Annotated in this window: 15 protein-coding genes; 7 read left to right on the top strand and 8 right to left on the bottom strand. The window is 48.1% G+C overall.

The genetic code is table 11. From position 1 onward, the window contains the following. The first annotated feature begins 240 nt into the window (after positions 1–240). The gene (locus tag ACFQ1T_RS02815) at positions 241–1503 is read left to right on the top strand and encodes a porin (RefSeq protein WP_194749618.1); all 1263 of its coding nucleotides are present in this window, start codon (positions 241–243) and stop codon (positions 1501–1503) included. 103 nt (positions 1504–1606) lie between these two features. After that, positions 1607–2281 carry a DUF6445 family protein gene (locus tag ACFQ1T_RS02810; protein WP_379073839.1) on the top strand — a complete coding sequence of 225 codons (675 nt, stop codon included), beginning with the start codon at positions 1607–1609 and terminating at the stop codon, positions 2279–2281. A gap of 4 nt (positions 2282–2285) precedes the next feature. On the opposite strand, the gene ntrC is transcribed toward ACFQ1T_RS02810, so the two are convergent. The 4 genes from ntrC to glnA form a co-directional block, all read right to left on the bottom strand. Further along, positions 2286–3677, bottom strand: coding sequence for a nitrogen regulation protein NR(I) (gene ntrC / locus ACFQ1T_RS02805; RefSeq protein ID WP_194749576.1), 1392 nt, complete (start codon positions 3675–3677; stop codon positions 2286–2288). A gap of 16 nt (positions 3678–3693) precedes the next feature. After that, entirely contained in the window at positions 3694–4797 is a 1104-nt protein-coding gene (glnL, locus tag ACFQ1T_RS02800; protein WP_194749575.1) for a nitrogen regulation protein NR(II), read from the bottom strand. 109 nt (positions 4798–4906) lie between these two features. After that, entirely contained in the window at positions 4907–5398 is a 492-nt protein-coding gene (locus tag ACFQ1T_RS02795; protein WP_275357303.1) for a DUF4124 domain-containing protein, read from the bottom strand. A gap of 126 nt (positions 5399–5524) precedes the next feature. Next, positions 5525–6934 (bottom strand): type I glutamate--ammonia ligase, encoded by a 1410-nt coding sequence (gene glnA, locus ACFQ1T_RS02790; RefSeq protein WP_194749573.1) that lies wholly within the window; start codon positions 6932–6934, stop codon positions 5525–5527. Positions 6935–7300: 366 nt separating this feature from the next. On the opposite strand from glnA, the gene ACFQ1T_RS02785 reads away from it, so the two are divergent. Genes ACFQ1T_RS02785 through mtgA form a run of 3 tightly spaced genes read left to right on the top strand, consistent with a single transcriptional unit; the run spans position 7301 to position 9281 of the window. Further along, positions 7301–7750, top strand: a complete 450-nt coding sequence (locus ACFQ1T_RS02785; RefSeq protein WP_379073836.1) for a rhodanese-like domain-containing protein — start codon at positions 7301–7303, stop codon at positions 7748–7750. Positions 7751–7761: 11 nt separating this feature from the next. Then, positions 7762–8580: a shikimate dehydrogenase gene (gene aroE / locus ACFQ1T_RS02780; protein WP_338656042.1), complete on the top strand. Its 819-nt coding sequence runs from the start codon at positions 7762–7764 to the stop codon at positions 8578–8580. A 14-nt stretch (positions 8581–8594) separates the two neighbouring features. Further along, positions 8595–9281 carry a monofunctional biosynthetic peptidoglycan transglycosylase gene (gene mtgA / locus ACFQ1T_RS02775; RefSeq protein WP_379073834.1) on the top strand — a complete coding sequence of 229 codons (687 nt, stop codon included), beginning with the start codon at positions 8595–8597 and terminating at the stop codon, positions 9279–9281. A 297-nt stretch (positions 9282–9578) separates the two neighbouring features. Here the strand turns inward: mtgA and uvrA are convergent, their stop codons facing one another. Then, positions 9579–12419: an excinuclease ABC subunit UvrA gene (gene uvrA / locus ACFQ1T_RS02770; RefSeq protein WP_379073832.1), complete on the bottom strand. Its 2841-nt coding sequence runs from the start codon at positions 12417–12419 to the stop codon at positions 9579–9581. A gap of 78 nt (positions 12420–12497) precedes the next feature. On the opposite strand from uvrA, the gene ACFQ1T_RS02765 reads away from it, so the two are divergent. Both ACFQ1T_RS02765 and ssb read left to right on the top strand, forming a co-directional pair. Continuing rightward, on the top strand, positions 12498–13895 hold the full coding sequence (locus ACFQ1T_RS02765) for an MFS transporter (protein WP_379073830.1): 1398 nt from the start codon (positions 12498–12500) through the stop codon (positions 13893–13895). Positions 13896–13899: 4 nt separating this feature from the next. Beyond that, the gene (ssb, locus tag ACFQ1T_RS02760; RefSeq protein WP_275357292.1) at positions 13900–14430 is read left to right on the top strand and encodes a single-stranded DNA-binding protein; all 531 of its coding nucleotides are present in this window, start codon (positions 13900–13902) and stop codon (positions 14428–14430) included. Positions 14431–14621: 191 nt separating this feature from the next. Here the strand turns inward: ssb and ACFQ1T_RS02755 are convergent, their stop codons facing one another. From ACFQ1T_RS02755 to ACFQ1T_RS02745, 3 genes are read right to left on the bottom strand one after another with little or no spacing between them, the layout of a single operon-like run. Next, the gene (locus ACFQ1T_RS02755; RefSeq protein ID WP_379073828.1) at positions 14622–16754 is read right to left on the bottom strand and encodes a hypothetical protein; all 2133 of its coding nucleotides are present in this window, start codon (positions 16752–16754) and stop codon (positions 14622–14624) included. Next, positions 16751–17881, bottom strand: coding sequence for a VWA domain-containing protein (locus ACFQ1T_RS02750; RefSeq protein WP_379073826.1), 1131 nt, complete (start codon positions 17879–17881; stop codon positions 16751–16753). Before ACFQ1T_RS02750 ends, ACFQ1T_RS02755 begins: the two co-directional genes overlap by 4 nt. Beyond that, the gene (locus ACFQ1T_RS02745; RefSeq protein WP_379073824.1) at positions 17872–20313 is read right to left on the bottom strand and encodes a DUF5682 family protein; all 2442 of its coding nucleotides are present in this window, start codon (positions 20311–20313) and stop codon (positions 17872–17874) included. The genes ACFQ1T_RS02750 and ACFQ1T_RS02745 overlap by 10 nt, the downstream gene beginning before the upstream one ends. Positions 20314–20322 lie beyond the last annotated feature (9 nt).

Here is a 20322-nt window from a genome sequence, read left to right as displayed (position 1 = left end):
AAAAACATCCTAGTCCGGCAGGTGTTAGATTGTTGCAAATCTGCAACAACGTTAACTAGGACTAAGCAATTTGACGTATTCACTTGCGCCACCTAGGCCGCTTTTGCAAAAATTGCTCTGACCTTGCAGGAAATGCTTTAAGTGATTCCGCAGGAGTTATTAGAAAGAGCATTCAATGGCTCTTTACTGGAAAGCAATATCCTTACACAAGTTGTGAAAACAACATTTTTGGAGATTCGTATGAATACAAAATTGAACGTTGCAGTTGCAGCAGCTCTGTTCGCTGCCGCTACTGGCGCACAAGCTGGCATCACTATCCCAGCTGGTGACTGGACTCTGGACATCGGTGGCGTTGTTAACGCTTACTACACACACACTAGCTTCAGCGGTGATGATTCTGCTGCTGGTGAATATCAGAATGGCGATAGCGTAGCAAACATTACTACAGGTTTGCTGCCAAACTATCTGAGCGTTTCTGGTAAAACACGTCAGAACGATCTGGATGTTGGTTTCACAATCAGCATTAACCCAGGTGCTTCTACAACAGCTGCTGGTAAACAATCTTCCCAACAAGAAAACCGTCAAGCATTCTTGACATTCGGTGATGCTTCATGGGGTTCTATCAAGCTGGGTAAAGATCTGGGCATCTACGCTTCAGACGCTATCTTGAATGACCAAACACTGCTGGGCGTTGGCTCTGCTGCTGGTTCTTTGGCTGGCAATACAACTACTTTGGGTCGTATTGGTCGTGGTTACATGTATGCTGACTGGAAAGCACAAGTTGCTTACACATCACCAAACTGGAACGGTTTCCAATTTACTGCAGGTTTGACACAAGGCTGGAATGCTTTGGCAGGTACAGGTACCAACAGCGTTGGTTCAACTGACCGTGCTGGTTCACAAACTGCGTACGAAGGTAAAGCTTCTTACGAGTGGACAGGTGACGTAGCTGGTAAAGTTTGGGTTTCTGCAATCAGCCAAAAAGTTGACGGCTTAGGCACTGCTGCAGTTGCTGCAACTGTATCTAACGTTAACGGTGTTGTTACTGCTGTTCCAGCTGTTGCTGCACAAAACTTTGGTAACGAGCGCGCTTACGCATGGGACTTGGGTACAAGCCTGAAAATTGCTGATTTCGGCTTAGTTGGTTACTACGGTCAAGGTAAAGGTATCGGTCAGACAGTTCAATTCTTGAACGGTTTCGATCGTAACGGTAAACGTCGTGATTCCGATCAGTGGTATGTTCAAGGTTCTTACACTATTCCAGGTGTAGGTACTAAATTGGCTGCCTCTTACGGTGAGTCCACATTGGATGGCAACGGTGTTGATTCATTCAGCGACATCAAAGCTAATATGTGGGTAGTTGGTGCTTACCACCCATTGACAAAACACCTGAACTTGGTAGCAGAGTACTCTCAAGCTAAAGATGAAGTTAACAACCGCACAGCGGCTGACACTGACTTGAAAGCAAAAACCGTTTCTTTGGGTGCTATCCTGTTCTTCTAATTTAATTGCAGTTTAACTGCTTAAATTAGAGTCAGAAAAAACGGCAACTTCGGTTGCCGTTTTTTTATCTATAAACTTTGCTGATTAGACTTGTTGGTGAATTATGAATTTGTACCCTGTAACAATCGTTGAAAATTTCTACGAAGATCCGGATGCAGTGCGCACTTTTGCACTTAATCAGAAATATCAATTTCGACATCAGTTAAAGGATGTGCCATATGTATTTCCTGGCGCAAGAACCAAAGACTTATCTGTGATCAATAAGCCTTTATTTGAGAAGGTTAGCACTAAGATTATCTCCTTATTCCATAACTCTGAATATGAGCATATGCGTTGGGCCATTTCGACCAACTTCCAGAGTGTCAGCGAAGAATATGGGCGTGGTGTAATTCACACGGACGGGAATGCTGTTTTTGCAGCGGTGTTATATTTAAGTCCTGATGCGCCTTTGGATTCCGGGACTTCTTTATTTAGGCCCAATAAAAGCTTTGATCAGACTTTATACGAAAAAGCACTTAAGGTGAATGATAAGCGCTTTGCAGATGGTACTGTAAAGATGGATACCGCTTATCACAGTATGTTTGATGAGATTGTGAGAATCAATAACGTTTATAACACCTTGATACTCTATGAAGGCAGACATTTTCATGCCGCAAATAACTTTTTTGGGAAGACATTAAAAGACTCACGACTGGCGCAAGTCTTTTTTGTCAGTAGTATTGATGCACAACGGCACAGCTCGTTCCCGCTTTGGCGCAGTCAGCAAGTACACATTTAATTTGCTAATCATCAATCCCTAACTCCTGTATCTTGCGGGTCAGTGTATTTCGCCCCATCCCTAGCTGATTGGCGGCTTCAATCCGGCGGCCATCGGTGTGGGCGAGGGCACGGGTGATCAGGATACGCTCAAACTCTTTGGTTTTGGCGTCAAGGATATTGGTTTCTCCGCGATTAAGCGCGTCGGTGACTTCTTGGGCTAGCGCTTCTTGCCAGGAGCCTCCGCTACTATGTTTGCCAGTATCTTCTTTAAGCTCTGGGGGTAAGTCATTAACATCCACGTTTTGACCTGGAGCCATCACGGTGAGCCAGTGGCAGACGTTTTCGAGCTGGCGAACGTTACCGCTCCAGTTAACTGACATCAGGTATTTAATGGCCGCTTGGGATAACTGTTTAGGTTCAACGCCTAATTGCTGTGCGCTGTGGGCGAGAAAATGTTTGGTCAGCAACGGAATATCTTCTCTGCGCTCACGCAAAGGGGGTAAGCGCAGGCGAATGACGTTTAAGCGGTGAAACAGGTCTTCGCGGAACAAGCCTTGTTTTACGCGCTCTTCAAGGTCCTGGTGGGTGGCTGCAATCACGCGAACATTCACTTTAATCGGTTGGTGTCCGCCTACCCGGTAAAACTGGCCGTCGGACAATACACGCAATAATCTTGTTTGCAAATCTGCAGGCATGTCACCAATTTCATCCAGGAACAACGTCCCATTATCTGCCTGTTCAAAGCGGCCACGTCTGGCTGCTGCAGCGCCTGTAAATGCTCCGCGCTCATGACCAAACAATTCAGATTCTAATAAGTCTTTGGGAATCGCTGCGGTATTAATGGCGATAAATGGCTTGTCAGCCCGTGGACTGTGTCTATGTAGGGCGCTCGCGACCAGTTCTTTACCGCTGCCGGATTCGCCGTTAATGAGGACGGTGGAGTGCGAGCGGCTCAGGCGGCCAATGGCACGGAAAACCTCTTGCATGGCGGGGGCCTGGCCGATAATTTCTGGCGAGGGGCCGGTGTCTTCTACGGCCTCGACAGATTGACGCATGCTTTCTTCAACGGCACGTTTGATAATTTCGATGGCTTGGTCTACATCAAACGGTTTGGCCAGATACTCAAACGCGCCACCCTGAAAGGCGGCGACAGCACTTTCGAGGTCTGAGTAGGCGGTCATGATAATGACGGGAATCTCGGGAAAGCGCTGCTTTACCTCGGATAAAAAGTCCAGGCCCGAGCCATTCGGCATGCGGATGTCACTGACAATGACTTGGGGTTGTTCACGATTTAAAGCGTTGAGGGCTTCTGCCGGGGATGAAAATGTTTTGAAATCAAAGTCCGTGCGGGCTAGTGCTTTTTCAAACACCCAGCGGATGGATTTGTCGTCGTCTAGGATCCAGATTGGCTTCATAGCTGTTTCTCGTGAATTATTGTACTGATGATTTTAATTGCGTACTTTCAATAGGTAGCAATATATGGAATATGGTTTTACCCGGCTGTGAATCACAGTCGATCATGCCATGGTGTTGGGTGATAAAGGTTTGCGCCAGCGCAAGGCCCAAGCCTGTGCCGCCTTCGCGACCGGATACCAGCGGGTAGAAAATGCGTTCTTTGATGCCGGCAGGGATGCCTGGGCCGTTATCAATAATCTCTAAATGAATCCCGACACGGTAACGTTTTCTGGCTAGCGTAATTTGGCGCTCCGCACGCGTGCGGAAAGTAATACTCGCACCTTCGGTCTGATGCTGTTGCATCGCTTGTGCCGCATTACGCGCAATATTGAGCACGGCTTGGATCAGTTTCTCGCGATCGCCAATGAGCTCCGGCAAGCTGGTATCGTAGTCGCGGATCACGCGGATATGGTTGGGTGATTCAGCCAGTAGCAGGCTGCGCACGCGCTCGAGGACTTCATGAATGTTGGTGGGCTCATATTTTGGCACGCGGTGAGGTGCCAGCAGTCTGTCCATGAGGCTATGTAGTCTGTCAGCCTCTTTGATAATCACCTGGGTATATTCTTTTAGGCTGGGTTGCGGCAACTCAAATTCAAGCAATTGTGCCGCACCACGCAAGCCGCCTAGCGGGTTGCGGATTTCATGTGCCAGATTTCGCAGCAGTTCAGAATTGGCTTGCTGCTGTATCAACATGCGCTCTTCACGCGCAATACGCAATTGCTGATCCATTTGCACAAACTCCAGAATCAGCATGTCTTCCGGCGTTTGGTTGAACGCGGCTGAAATAGGGGTGGCTGTGCAGGTCACGGCCGTTGTATGGCCGCGTTGGGTTGTCAGTGCAAACTCATGCTCACGATATGGGCTCTGTGTTTCTATGGCGTTGGTCACGGCCATTTGCAAAATTTCGCAATTCACAAACACGTCATGGATATGCGCCCCTTGAATCTGGTTGGCACTAAATGCAAACAGAATCTCGGCGCTGGAGTTTGCGTAAGTAACTTCTAGTTGGTTATTAAGCAAAATGACTGCCGTGGCAATATGCTCTAAACCACTAAAGCCGTTGGGAGATTTCTGTACCATGTCCTGAGCTTGTTAAAAAGAGTGAATCACGCCCTGTTTTAAAGCAAAACCCAAGCCAATTCTTGTGCACAACGCAAAAATGATTGAGAAAACTCCCAAAATGGTGCATTTAAAGATTGAGCTCTTTATTTAACAGCTCGATATTACGCTCATGCGCCTGAATTTCGGCCTCAATGACGCGCAGCTTTTCCTCATATTTGGCGACGTTTCTAAACGTTTTGCCATTCGCGCCTCTGTAGACTTCTGGCGTGTTCTGGGCTTCTTCATATAACAGGCGAGCATTCTCAAGTGCTTGTTTTTCTTGAGAAAGCTCGTTCATTAATAGCTCTCGCCGCTTTTGGTCGCGTTGATTTTGTGTCTGATTATCGACTTTGGGAAAATCGGCCGGAGAGGGTGTTCTGACATTGGCTTTTTTCTCCCTGGCAGGGGGTGGAGGCTCTGCGGTTCTGGGCCCACTAATAATGAGCTCTGCCTTGCTTTTGCCTTCGGGTTTGATATTGGTATAGGTGGTGACGCCGTTACTGTCGGTATATTTGTAAATATCTGCCCAGCTTTGGTTGCACATGAGCGCGAAGGTGCAAATGTAAAAAAGTCTTTTCATGGCAATAGTTTAGAGTAGATCGTTGAGGGTATCAACGTCTGCTCGCCTAAAAACGTTGACGGAACAGCGCGCACATAAAAAAACAGGGCAGCCTGGGCTGCCCTGTTTTAGTGCGTGCTCTTGTGATTAGCAGGAGTAGTACAGACCAAATTCCACTGGGTGTGGTGTTTGGCGCAGTTTAGTGACTTCTTCCATTTTCAATGCAATGTATGCATCAATCCAGTCGTCTGAGAAAACGCCGCCGCGTGTTAAGAACTCGCGGTCTTTATCCAGATACTCCAATGCTTGTTCCAGAGATGAACATACCGTTGGGATCAATGCATCTTCTTCTGGTGGCAGATGGTACAAGTCTTTAGTCGCTGGTTCACCTGGGTGAATCTTGTTCTGAACGCCATCCAGACCAGCCATCAACAGGGCTGAGAAAGCCAAGTATGGGTTAGCAATCGGGTCTGGGAAGCGAGCTTCAACACGACGGGCTTTATCAGAATGCACGAACGGAATACGAATCGCAGCAGAACGGTTTTTAGCGGAGTAAGCCAGTTTGACTGGTGCTTCGTAATGCGGTACCAAGCGCTTGTAGGAGTTAGTACCTGGGTTGGTAATCGCATTCAGTGCGCGCGCATGCTTGATGATGCCGCCGATGTAGTACAGAGCGAAATCGCTCAGGCCAGCATAACCATTGCCTGCAAACAGGTTTTTACCATCTTTCCAAACGGATTGGTGAACGTGCATACCAGAGCCGTTATCGCCAAACATTGGTTTTGGCATAAATGTGGCTGTTTTACCATAAGCATGGGCTGTGTTAGTCACTACGTATTTCAGGATTTGTGTCCAGTCAGCACGTTGTACCAAGGTCGCAAACTTAGTACCGATTTCACATTGACCGGCTGTTGCCACTTCGTGGTGGTGCACTTCAACAGGCACGCCCAGTTCTTCTAAGGTCATGACCATGGCAGAGCGGATGTCATGCAATGAATCGACAGGAGGCACTGGGAAGTAGCCGCCTTTAACGCCTGGACGGTGGCCAGTGTTGCCGCCCTCGAATTTTTCACCTGAGGACCAAGCGGCCTCTTCGGAGTTGATTTTCACAAAGCTACCACCCATGGTGGCATCCCATTGTACGCTGTCAAAAATGAAGAACTCTGGCTCTGGACCAAAGTAAGCAGTGTCGCCCAGGCCGCTGGATTTCAGATAAGCCTCTGCGCGCTTAGCCAGGCTACGTGGGTCACGGTCATAGCCTTTGCCATCGGTAGGGTCTACCACGTCACAGGTCAGAACCAGGGTTGGTTCGTCAAAAAATGGATCGATGAATGCGGTGCTTGCATCAGGCATCAATTGCATGTCAGAGGCTTGAATGCCTTTCCAGCCAGCAATGGAAGAACCATCAAAGGCGTGACCTTCGGTAAATTTATCTTCGTCGAAGGCAGACACTGGCACGGTCACGTGCTGCTCTTTACCTCTGGTGTCGGTAAAACGGAAATCAACAAATTTGATGTCGTTTTCCGCAACCAGTTTCATTACGTTTGCAACGGACATTACATTCTCCTCAGTGATCAAGATCTAAAATGATTCAACTTGCGCACGCAAAAAAGGGACATGTTGCGGATGTCCCGGAACGTGAGCAAATATAAAAACACAAACTAGCAAAACAAATAGATATGTGGAATTTTTGGTTTACGAATTCCATTGAATCTTAGGATGTAATAGTAGCAGGAAGCATGCCACCCAAAAACAGGCATTTTGCATGGATATGAGATATCTGACATAAAAAAGCAAAATCAATGCGCACCAAAAAGGTGCTAAACAACAAATTGAGCACAAAAATGGTGCTCCATGCGCTTGCGTGACTTTCACAGGTATACTCGCGGTTTGACTAGCTTATTAAAAGAACGAAGGTGTCCTTTGGAAAGTGTTGAGAAAATCTTGCAACAAGCCGTTCAGCGTGCTCAGCAAAATGGTTTGCCGTATGCCGGCGCGATGACGCCCCAGGAGGCGTATGCGCTGATTAGCCAAGATCAAAATGCGGTGTTGGTGGATGTGCGCTCACGTGCCGAGTTGGAGTTGGTTGGGCGCGTGCCGATGGCGGCCCATCTGGAATGGGCGTTTTATCCAGGCATGATTGCCAATCCTGAGTTTGCCGATCAGCTACAGGCGCTGGTTGATCCTGCGCGCACCGTCGTATTTATGTGCCGCACGGGTGGCCGCAGCCATAATGCCGCATTACTGGCACAAAAACTTGGATATGCCAATGCCTATAACATGCTCGAAGGCTTTGAAGGCGAAGCGAATGAGGCCAAGCAAAGAACCCTGATCAATGGCTGGAAACATGCAGGCTTGCCCTGGTCCAACTAGGTGATCTTGCTATGTCGGTTGAAAAATACGCAGTCATTGGCCACCCGATAGCACATAGCAAATCGCCGTTGATTCACCAGGCATTTGCGCTGCAATTTGGCAAGACGATTGTTTACGAAAAGGTGTTGGCACCTCTGGATGGCTTTGCGTCCACGGTGCAGCAATTGCAGCAGCAAGGGTATGTGGGTGCAAATGTCACGGTGCCATTCAAATTTGAAGCCTATGACTTAAGCCAGACTTTATCTGAACGCGCGCAGGCGGCTGGGGCAGTGAACACCCTCAGTTTTGGCCAAACGCAAATTCAGGGCGACAATACTGATGGCTGTGGGCTGGTCAATGACATTCTCAAACATCACCAGACGGCCCTGGCCGCAAAAAAAATCTTGTTGCTGGGCGCAGGCGGCGCTGCGCAAGGTGTGATGCTGCCGTTGATTGCACAAGGCCCGGCGCAATTGACCATTGCTAACCGCACACAGGACAAGGCGCAAGCCATGCTGGATAAGTTTGCGGACGCGGGGGGGCAATGTGGCGTCTCGCTGGCTGTGACCACGTTTGCAGCACTTACCGAGACCTATGATGTGGTCATTAATGCCACTTCTGCAGGATTGACTGAAACGCCATTACAGTTTTCATCGCATGTCTTTGGCACGCATACCCTGGCTTACGACATGATGTACGGCCGGGAGACGCCGTTTATGCAGCAGGCGCGCACCGCAGGCGCACAGGTGGCAGATGGTTTGGGTATGCTCATCGAGCAGGCGGCGGAAGCGTTTTTTATCTGGCATGGATTGCGTCCTGACACGGCCCCAGTGATTCAGACATTCCGCTAATCTTCATTTCTGTCATGAAACAAAGCATCAAGCTGTTTTTCGTCCTGTTTTTGCTCTGGGTACTGTTGTATCAGGTCTGGATACTCGGCCATATTTTGTGGTGGGTAGATCACAATCCGGACGCCACTGCCTTCATGCAGGCGCGGCTGGAAGTGATGCAAGAAAGCCATCCCGAAGCCACCATACAGCAGCAGTGGGTGCCTTACGCCAAGATCAGCAACCATTTAAAACGCGCAGTGATTGCAGCGGAAGACAGCAAGTTTGTTGACCATGAAGGCTTTGACTGGGCCGGGATCGAAACCGCCTTTGAGAAAAACCTAAAGAAGGGCAAAATCGTCGCTGGCGGCTCCACCATCAGTCAGCAACTGGCCAAGAATTTGTTTTTATCCGGGCATCGCACGCCCTGGCGTAAAGCACAAGAAGCGGTGATTACCTTTATGCTGGAAAAGCTCATGACCAAGCGCCGGATTCTGGAAATCTACCTGAACGTGATTGAGTGGGGCGAGGGCGTGTTCGGTGCCCAAGCGGCGGCCAAGCATTACTTTCACGCTTCGGCCGCCAGTCTGGCACCCGCCCAAGCGGCGCGCTTGGCGGCCATGATTCCTAACCCTCGTTTTTATGATCTGCACCGCAGTACCCGCTATTTAAATCGCCACACCGCCACCATTCAGGCGCGCATGCGATTGGTCAAAATACCCTGATTTTACGGGCCTGATTTAGGCATGAACGTGAAACATGCCTGCATACAATGTTTGCTATCAATGGATTTGATACATCATTTCCATCGGCGGTGTATGCAGATGCACCGTCAGGCAGGTTGCATGTTGACCTTAGCCTTTGACAGCGAGATGTTTTACAAGGGTGTGAGGTAACGGCCAGGTAACTGGCCGTATTTTTTGCTGCGCACACAAGCACAGGGCGGAAACCCTGTGGCGTAATCCGGAATTTACACTCCGGATTGAATTTTATCGCTAAAGAAAAATGCTGACGGGGTAAACCTATGCGTTCGCCTTTTGGTTGAGCTGTTTTAACAGCGGAATAAGGTAACGGCCCGTGTAGCTGGCGCTGTTGTCTGCCAGCGTTTCCGGCGTACCGACACCGACCACCACGCCTCCGCCATCGCCGCCTTCGGGGCCCATGTCGATCAGCCAGTCGGCGGTTTTGATCACGTCCAGATTATGTTCGATGATGACCACGGTATTGCCCGCGTCACGCAAACGGTGAATCACGTCCAGCAATAACTGGATATCCGCAAAGTGCAAACCGGTGGTGGGTTCATCGAGGATATACAGCGTACGGCCGGTATCGCGTTTGCTGAGTTCCAGTGCCAGTTTGACCCGTTGTGCTTCACCGCCAGACAGTGTGGTGGCCGATTGCCCCAGCGTGATATAGCCCAGGCCCACGTCCAGCAAGGTTTTCAGTTTGCGTTCAATCACCGGCTGCGCATTAAAGAACTGGTGCGCTTGTTCCACCGTCATGGCCAGCACTTCGTGGATGTTTTTGCCCTTGAACTGGATTTCCAGCGTTTCGCGGTTATAGCGCTGGCCTTTGCAGACGTCGCAAGGGACATACACATCTGGCAAAAAGTGCATTTCCACACGGATCACGCCATCGCCCTGGCAGGCTTCGCAACGGCCGCCCTTGACGTTAAATGAGTAACGGCCTGGACCATAGCCGCGCGCGCGGCTTTCCGGCACGCTGGCAAACAAGTCACGGATTGGCGTAAACAAGCCGGTATACGTCGCCGGGTTGGAGCGCGGTGTGCGGCCAATCGGGCTTTGGTCAACATCGACCACCTTGTCAAAAAACTCCAGACCTTCAATGCTTTGGTGCGCGGCAGGTTCGGTGCTGCTGCCATACAAGTGCGCGGCGACCACGCGGTAAAGCGTGTCGTTGATCAGCGTCGATTTGCCGCTGCCGGAGACGCCCGTGACGCAAGTCAGCAGACCGACCGGAATCTCAATACTGACGTCTTTGAGGTTGTTCCCGCTGGCGCCATTCAGTTTGATCATGCGCTTGGGGTCTGGCTGCGTCCGTGGCAGCTTGAAGGTTATCTGTTTTTTGCCGCTGATGTATTGCCCGGTCAATGAGTTGGGGTCGGCTTCAATCTGGGCCGGGGTGCCAAAAGACACAATATTGCCGCCATGCTCGCCCGCGCCGGGGCCAATGTCGACAATAAAATCTGCCAACTGAATGGCATCCTGGTCATGTTCGACCACAATCACGCTATTGCCAATGTCGCGCAGGCGCTTGAGGGTTTCGAGCAGGCGGTCATTGTCGCGCTGGTGCAAGCCGATGGAAGGCTCATCCAGCACATACATGACGCCAGTCAGGCCGCTGCCGATTTGCGAGGCCAGGCGGATACGCTGCGCTTCGCCGCCAGACAGGGTTTCTGCCGAGCGCGACAGCGACAAGTAGTCCAGACCGACATTGGTTAAAAACTTGAGGCGGCTTTCGATCTCCTTGACGATCTTGTCGGCAATCGCCAGCTTTTGCCCGCTCAGTTGTAGTGTCTCAAAGAAATTCAGCGCCTGTTTGAGCGGCACTTCGCAGATCTGGTGAATGTTTCTGTCGCCGACCTTGACGTGGCGTGCCTCTTTGCGCAAACGCGTGCCGCCACAATCCGGGCAGGCAGTCGCATTGATATATTTTGCCAGCTCATCGCGCACCGCAGTCGAGTCACTCTCGCGATAACGGCGTTGCAGGTTATTGATAATGCCTTCAAAGGTATGTGACTTGCTAAAGAAGGTGCCTCGCTCATTGAGGTATTTAAAGGCGATTTGCTCGCGGCCAGAACCATACAGCAGAATTTGCTGGGTTTCTTCAGGCAGCGTCTCAAACGGCGCTTCCAGGTCAAAGTCATAATGCTGGCTCAGGCTGGCCAGCATCTGAAAGTAAAACTGGTTGCGCTTGTCCCAGCCTTTAATCGCGCCACTAGCCAGTGATAAATGCGGAAAAGCCACCACGCGCTTGGGATCAAAAAACGTGACCTGACCCAGGCCATCGCATTTTGGGCAAGCGCCCATCGGGTTGTTAAAGCTGAATAAACGCGGCTCGAGTTCGGCCAGTGAGTAGTCACACACAGGGCAAGAGAACTTGGCAGAGAACAGATGTTCTTTTTCGCTATCCATCTCCAGCGCGACCGCTTTGCCATCTGCCAGCCGCAATGCGGTTTCAAACGATTCAGCAATCCGTTGCTTCATGTCTTCGCGCACTTTAAGGCGGTCGACGACCACGTCTACACTGTGCTTGGTAGTTTTTGCCAACTGCGGCAGGCTATCCATTTCGTAGATCTTGCCATCAATGCGCAAGCGCACAAAACCTTGGGCCTTGAGCGTATCAAACAGATCCAGCTGCTCGCCTTTACGGTTAGAGACGACCGGCGCCAAAATCATCAGCTTGGTGTCTTCCGGCAACTTGAGCACACTGTCCACCATCTGGCTCACGGTTTGTGCCTCAAGCTTGATGCCATGCTCTGGGCATTCCGGGTCCCCGGCACGTGCATACAGCAAACGCAGATAGTCGTGGATTTCAGTGACAGTGCCGACCGTGGAACGCGGGTTGTGTGAGGTCGATTTTTGCTCGATGGAGATGGCCGGTGACAAGCCTTCAATCAGGTCCACATCCGGTTTGTCCATGCGCGCCAAAAACTGGCGGGCATAGGCAGATAAACTTTCGACGTAGCGGCGCTGTCCTTCTGCATACAAGGTATCAAAAGCAAGCGAAGACTTTCCTGAGCCTGACAGGCCGGTGACCACAACCAGTTGGTTGCGCGGAATATCCAGATTGATGTTCTTGAGGTTATGGGTGCGCGCCCCGCGAATTTTGATAAATTCCATGATACTTTCACGAACAGACAGCCAACCTGATAATATACGCAATTATTTGAAATTAAGCCAAGTTTTCTTAAAGCATTCATGCAGTTCTCCGAAAAAATGACCCAACTGGAAACCCGTGCCACTGCGGCATTGGCCTCCATCTACGGGCTACGTATGTTGGGCATGTTTTTAATTCTGCCTATTTTTGCCATTTATGCCGAAACCCTGCGCGGCGGCAATAACCATACCCTGATTGGTCTCGCCCTGGGCGCCTATGGCTTCATGCAAGTCATTTTCCAGTTGCCGTTTGGCATGGCGTCTGACCGTTTCGGCCGTAAAAAACTGATTTATCTGGGCTTGATCATGTTTGCGCTGGGCAGTGTCTGCGCCGCAATGGCGCAAGATATTTACATGGTCATTGTCGGGCGGGCGATTCAGGGTGCGGGTGCCATTTCTGCCGTGGTGACTGCGCTGGTGGCCGATTCCACCCGCGAAGAGCACCGTACCCAAGCCATGGCCATGATAGGCGCAACCATAGGCGTGACCTTTGCCGTGTCACTGGTTGCGGGCCCCATCCTCAACCAATGGATAGGCGTGCCAGGCATTTTCTGGCTCACCGCCGTGCTGGCCATTCTCGCCATCGGCGTGGTCAAGTTTGCCGTGCCAGAGCCCTTGCATGCGCACTTTCACTCCGACGCCCAAGCGGTGCCCGCCAAAATCGGCGAGGTATTACGCGATAAGCAACTGCTGCGCTTGAACTTTGGCACGTTTTGCTTACATGGGGCGCAAATGGCCATGTTCATGGTGGTGCCGTTTGCCATCAAGCACAGCACCGGCATGAACGAAAATACCCACTGGAAAATTTATTTACCAGTGCTGCTGATTTCATTCATCTTAATGGTGCCCGCCATCATTTATGCCGAGAAAAAAGCCAAGCTTAAACCAGTGTTTATCAGCGCCGTCGGCCTCATGCTGTTCACGCAAATCGCCTTCATGTTCAGCCTCAACAGCCTTTGGGGCATTGTCACCACCCTGTTCTCGTATTTTGTGGCGTTTAATATCCTTGAGGCCTCGTTGCCGTCACTCATCTCAAAAATGGCGCCGGTCGCCGCCAAAGGTACCGCCATGGGCGTGCACAACACCGCACAGTCTTTTGGCATGTTTTTAGGCGCCGCCCTCGGTGGCTGGCTCTCGCACACCTATGGCAGCAGCACCGTGTTTGTCTTCTGCGCTGTGCTCATGCTGATCTGGTTTGGCCTCGCGCTCGGCATGCAGGCACCGCCCAGTGTCAAAACCAAAATGTTCCATTTGCAAGCAGGGTATAATGACGCCCAGGCCGCCAAACTGGTGCAAGATATCCGCGCGATGGAAGGCGTCTATGAAGTCGTCGCCATTCCCTCAGAAACCATGCTCATGGTAAAGTTGGAAAATCAGCGCAGCAAAGCATTTCAGGCGGCATTGTCGCAAGCAATCATGAATCGAATAGGGGAGTCGTAACACCATGGCATCAGTCAACAAAGTGATTTTGATGGGCAATCTCGGGCGTGACCCTGAAGTGCGCTACATGCCAAACGGTGAGGCAGTGGCTAACTTCAGTATCGCCACCACCGAAAACTGGAAAGACAAATCCGGCGTGCGCCAGGAAAAAACCGAATGGCACAACATCGTCATGTACCGCCGTTTGGCCGAAATCGCCGGTGAATACCTGAAAAAAGGCCGCCCGGTCTATATTGAAGGCCGTTTGCAAACCCGTAAATGGGAAAAAGATGGCGTCACCCGCTACAGCACCGAAATCGTCGCCGACCAGATGCAAATGTTAGGCACTGGCCGTGAAGGTGGCAGCGCCTCTTATGATGGCGGTGAGATGGATCAAGGCGGCGGAATGGACGACTACAACCAGGCCCCACCACGCCAGCAGCAACCTGCTATGGGCAGCGGTAACGCCGCTGGCGGCGCAAACCGCAATGCCTTCCAGCCTGCTAGCAAGCCAGCTGGCAACTTTGACGATTTTGATGACGATATTCCGTTTTGAGTCTGACAATAATTAAAATTGTAGATTTTAAGTTTATAAAGCCCTGTTTTTACAGGGCTTTTTTCATTTCTGAGACTAAAAAAGTGTTTGAAAAAAACAGGCGTTGATTTTGTAAACTACTACCATAATTTTGTTTATCAAAAGTGATTGAGTTCTGATATGACTGTGTCTGCAAGATTCGTAGACTATTACTACGATGCTTTTTGTAAGCTAAAAATCCGCTCATATTGCATGCAAATATACCTGGCCTTTAAAAGTTGTGATGGGGTAGACAAAGTTTCATGCCATTGAGGTAATGCAGTGTAGCCAGTCTCAAGTAATTCCCGATGAATATCTTTGTATTCAGTCATCAGCTTAGGCATGCGGTCTGGTGAGAGCCCTCTTTCTACATTCAATAATAACCATTTTTTGAAGTTTTCAAATCGTGCGTGCTTTAATTCAGAATCCAAAGAATCCGTTTCGCGGTACGAATTGGTTTTGCTTTTAAAAAATGATGTAAGTTTGCTAATTGCAAAATTAGTAACTTTCTTTGGCTCATCAAAAAAAAGAGCATCCACTGCATTTTCGTCATGTTTAACATGTCGTCTAACTATACTTAAAGGCTCACCAATAAGCCTGTTTTCTATACTTATGAGTTTGACGACAATCAAATCACCCTCTTCCCATGTACTTTTACTCAATTGCTCTATACGCTTAATGGCGTGTTCCGTATAAGGCGAAAAACTTACTTCTAAGGTGAATACTTCATTAAGGTCATCTATGACGTTCCATATCAATTTTTGTCTTATTTCATCAAACTTCGCTTCTTGGCATTTGGACGGTTTGAGGCATATCCAGTCGTCAAGAGGTCTAGGACTAGCTAATAAGCTTTGGCGAGCCTTGCTATAAGATAAATACATAGCATTCCAACTAGAAAAAGGATTTAACTGATTTGCAAAATTCTCAATTTTTATTTGGGTAGATATGATGGACTCAGAAGCGGAGATTCTGCCTTCATTATTTACGCTTGCATTGTCTAGTCTTACTTCCATTCCAGTTACTTTTGACGGAGATCCTAGACCCGTCCATGGCCCTGATGTTTTGTAGCGAGTAATTGGATTGAATCCACCTTGTGCCTCAGGCCGCGCATCGGAACATGCTAAGAACTGCTGTGTTTCTGGTGACCAGAACAGCATCGTTAAACCTAAAAAACCTGAAGGAGTTCGCCAAGCTTGGGCACCTAATCCCAGTAAAACTAAACTACCTACCTCTTCGTATTGGCTACGAGATTTTCCTTGCAGGTTGCTCGAGACCACTCCGGTCTTTAAAGACGACTGCAATGCAGAAGTTAAACCATAGGCAAATGCTAAATCTTCAAAGATTCGGTTTCCATCTGCATTTGCTGAGCGTTCAATTTGTAGTTCCACATGCTCTGCAATTCGTCTTAAAAGTAAACTCAATCTGTAAAAGTAGACACCCTGTGCCCAGACAGCGAAGCTGGAAAACTTATCGAGCATGTTGTGCGACAAATGAGAGATTCCTAGAATGAGGCAATCGTTTAATAATTCGTCAACTTGGCTCAGCAATCTATTTCGTGATGATATTAAAGTTGAGTCTTTGCTCTCAGCAATGGCATAGTCTATACCGAAGTCTAAATTAGAGTTTTGAGGTTTAGTTGTCACTTCGAGAGGATCAAGATTAACTCCATTAATAAGCTTGTATAGAATTACTGCTGCAACCTGGTATTTAGCAAGCTGAGAAGTTTGTAAATCACAAATTAAGCTATCAACCCCGCCACCCAAATATCTAAGCGTCATAGTTGGGTGTGTGAAACCGATCACAATATGATTGTGTCTTGTTATGGCTACATCTTGCTCTAAATCAAGATTGTTTATTAGCTCCCATGCCCACCTAAACCCAGGTTTCCCTGCATGTTTAATTAAAGTTTCTCTCGTAATTGAAAGTAGGGTTTCATGCAAATCCTCTGCTTGTGATTCAGTAGGCAGTTTTGCCTCGTACCTAAAATTGTGCTCTGAAACTTCATTTCTTGTAACTTCATCCTCTTGGATATTCTTTAAGGTCAGGCTGGCACTGAGTATGTGCTGACAAATACCAGAGGCCGGGCAGGAACAACTTGCAAATGCAGGCCCTTTAGCATCTATTTTGATGATTTGCTCGTTGACCTGAAGAGTTATATGAGTGTCATTTTCTTCAACAATTTTTCCTGGGTGTTGCTCAAAGTCTTTCCGTGCACGTCGAAAAAGCCCTTTGTTCGACAAGGCGATAAATGCATCGTCATCGAAACGAGTTAGCATGTCGATCAAGCGATGCTTTAACTCACTCATGAAATTACCTTCAATAGCCATTGCGCTAATTTTTGTGGAGTTAATGCGGCGATTTCCATTCCGCATGAAGCTAGGCGATCAGCCATATGGTGGTCATAAACTGGATTAGATTGATCATCGAGAGAAGCTAGGCCTAGTAGTTTTACTTGGTCTTCAGCCAATTTTGTGACTGCATTAATTAGTTCGCTTGGAGGAGCACCTTCGCAAAAGTCACTGATTAATACAAAGACAGTTCTATGAGGGTTCTCAATTAGCTGACTACAATAGCGTACAGCCTGGGCAATGTAAGTTCCACCTCCTAATTGAGCGCTCATTAACACTTCTACTGGATCGTCTACATGCTCAGAGAGGTCTACGATATTTGTGTCAAACAGCACTAATTTAACATTGAATGCAGGTAGTGCGGCCAGAATACCTGCCATCACTGCACTATGTATTACTGAATCCACCATACTGCCGCTCTGGTCGATGCAAAGGATAATTTCCCATGGTAGGCGACGGTTATTCCGTGCAAAGAAAAGTATGTCTTCAACCACTAGTTGTTGGCGATCCACATTAAAGTGCTTAAGGTTCTTACGGAGTGTTCCTTTCGCGTCAAAATTTTGAGATATTTTCAAAGGGGAGTGGCTAAATCGATTTAATCTACCAGATAGTAACTGCCTTACTTGAACCTCTAGTTGACGACGAATTTCCTCTACTACCTGGCGTATTATCCGTCGTGCCATGTGCACTACATCGCCCTTCAGGTGCCCTTTGAGGGTAAGCAAAGTACGCAATAATTGTTGATTTGGTTCTAACTTTTCCAATACCTTGGGATCAGTCAATAGTTCTGACATGCCATATCTATCTAGGGCATGTTTTTCTATACTTTCAATCGTTTCTTTTGGAAACAGTTCGCGAATTTCGTTAAGCCATTTTACTAGCGTGAGCTGGCTAGGATCTAAAGAACCTGCAGAGAGATCTTTACGCAAGCCTCGACCTTGATACTCACGACCATAAAGATAATCCAAAGCCAAATCCATACGGCGATTCGTTTCATTGAAGCCATTATTCATTGCCGGCTGCAAACGACTTTGAGCATATTTACCCAATACTAATCGCCAGCGGTGCGATGCATTTATAGCCATGTTGTGAATCCATCTCGCAGCAAAATTTCTTCAACCAAAGCTGATTGTCTCAGATTAGTATTAACAACATCTTCATTTAATCCAAGTTGAGTTAGGCTGCCTAAACTATCGATACCATACAGTTTGGCTACAGCTTCTGCGACCTTATCTGTTTCTTTGGGCGTCATTTCTGCAAAAGCCAAACGTAGCTCGGGTAGGTTCTTTGCGAAAGTCGACTCATCCCAACCGGAAAATAATGTATCAAGCCCTTTCAGCAGGGTTTCTTGTTGCCAGGCAACTTCTCTTGAGGTTTGTAATAGTCCTCTCAAGAATGCAATAGATTGATCAGGCGCTAAGTGACCGGTTAAGTATCCTTGCAGCAATTCTGTCAGCTCTATATCAGAAAGTTGGCCTGAGGCATATCTAAGTCCGGCACTTGCCCCTCTAATTAATGGTAGATCATGCGATTGCTGCAAGTCTAAGATAACTTGCCAATATAAAGATGCATCTAATTTCGCCCCTGTTGAACTGTTCAGTAATTCACGTAATTGGATAATGCTTTGTACTACTGAGCCGCCATCACCTTCTGCACCTTTCATGTCGCGCATCAGATAAATTGCTCGTTCATAGGCTGCCTGCAATACTGCTGGTAACTGATCAAGATGTCTCGCTTCTAAAGGCTCCCTCGCATCCCAGAGTATTGCAATTTGCATACTTGCTGCCACGACAGATGAAAAGACTGCATCTTCGTTTATTGAGTAGCGCAAGACATCTAGAACGCGTGATAGATGATCATGAAGGCCCAGTAGGCAGGCTTGGATCAATAACGAGGCTGCAATCTTTGAATCTCGGCTATTAGACAGTTGTTGGGAACTGTCTAAATGCTCTACAAACTTATTTGCAACGGCAACAGGGATACTCACACCATAAATTGCTGCTTCAATTAAAGCGCCCTCAGTCACCGGGGAGTAAACATATTCCCATTGCTCTTGCATTCGATCCAAACTAAGTCCATTGACATAGTCTGGGCCAGAAAATTTTACTCCAAATGGGACTTTTAGTAGGTTTAGTCCATGCAACAGTCGACTGGTGATACGATGGTCGGGGCGGCGATATATATCAAGACTCAGCTTCTTAACTTCCCCTGAACCGATTTTAAGTTTTTGCTGACGAGCACGACTCTCGAAGTCCTTAACTAGCGGCGGACGATCTATACCAGCTGGAACAGTGCCATAAAAATTTCCACATAGTACCTGCTGAGTGATGGACTTGATAATTGAGCTTTCAATATCTGTATCACCCTTAATAAAACAACTTGTAACAGCATCTACTAAGTCCTCACGTACTGGTGCAATCCTTTCTCTCAACTTTGCTAAACGCAACAAGTGTTCATAAGCTGCAGAAATTGCTGGCACTGGAATTTGAATACTGTATTTTTCCCGTAAAAGTAGCGCAATATCAAAAAGAATCGTAAGCGCTGATTCCTGTCGCACCCTAACATGTGCGTTGTGTCCTAAACGTTCGCTCTGAACCAATTGTTCCCAAATTTTTTGGTGCCACGCTGGGGAGGTCATTCCCGCACTGTAGCCATTGAGCCTATCTAGACGGTCAAAACTGTATCGGATTAATGCGCAGGACTCTTCAGTACTACCTGTTTTGACGTGAGGGCGTTTAATAGGTTGAATGAGTAGGCTTGGCATAACCACTGCATGGAAACCACCCATCACAGCAATGACTGGAGCATTGCTGTTAGCATGCTGTAATAAGCTTTGCTCAATATGCCAAGCCATTTCAAGCTCACGCTCCAATGTACCATCAGTTTTTAACTCCACTTCGGTGGTGTCTCTTCTAGCAATTTGGCAATAAGCAACTATCTGCGCGATATGCTCTTCTATCGATAATCCACATGCATGCGTTTCAAACAAATGCTCCCAAAATTCTTCATGATTACGACAGCCAGCGCGCTCTGCCATTACTTGCAGATTCCTACTACGGGTATAGTAATGTTCATCTAATAGTGACAGCACCTCTAGGTCTGTATTCTTCGACAAGCTACATTGCTCTGAGAAGTTCAAATCAATAAATTGAACAGGGATAGATTGCTGATGGGCTTCCTTTAAGGCAACTAACTCTGGCGAATAATCACAGAACGGGTAAAACGCTGCTTTCCTAACCTCTTCCGATTCGGAGTCAGATGATTTCTGCGTATGATATGTGTAAACGGCTAATGGTGCTTTTGCATCTGGATGCGTTAAATGTGCAATGAGTGTATTAAATGAACGTGGACCTTCTACCAAGATTGCGGCAGGCTTTAATCGCTTCAATAGTCTAGTTAGTTGCAATGCGCAAGCTGGACTATGATGCCGAACTGGGAAGATGATGAGGTTTTCTGACTGCATACTGTCAGCCAACGCTCTCACCTCATCGCTTGTTAACGATTTATCCAGAATCATCGTTTATTT

The sequence above is a fragment of the Methylophilus glucosoxydans genome, from assembly GCF_042676145.1.
Classification (GTDB): Bacteria; Pseudomonadota; Gammaproteobacteria; order Burkholderiales; family Methylophilaceae; genus Methylophilus; species Methylophilus glucosoxydans.
This window is presented reverse-complemented; position numbering and strand designations above follow the sequence as displayed.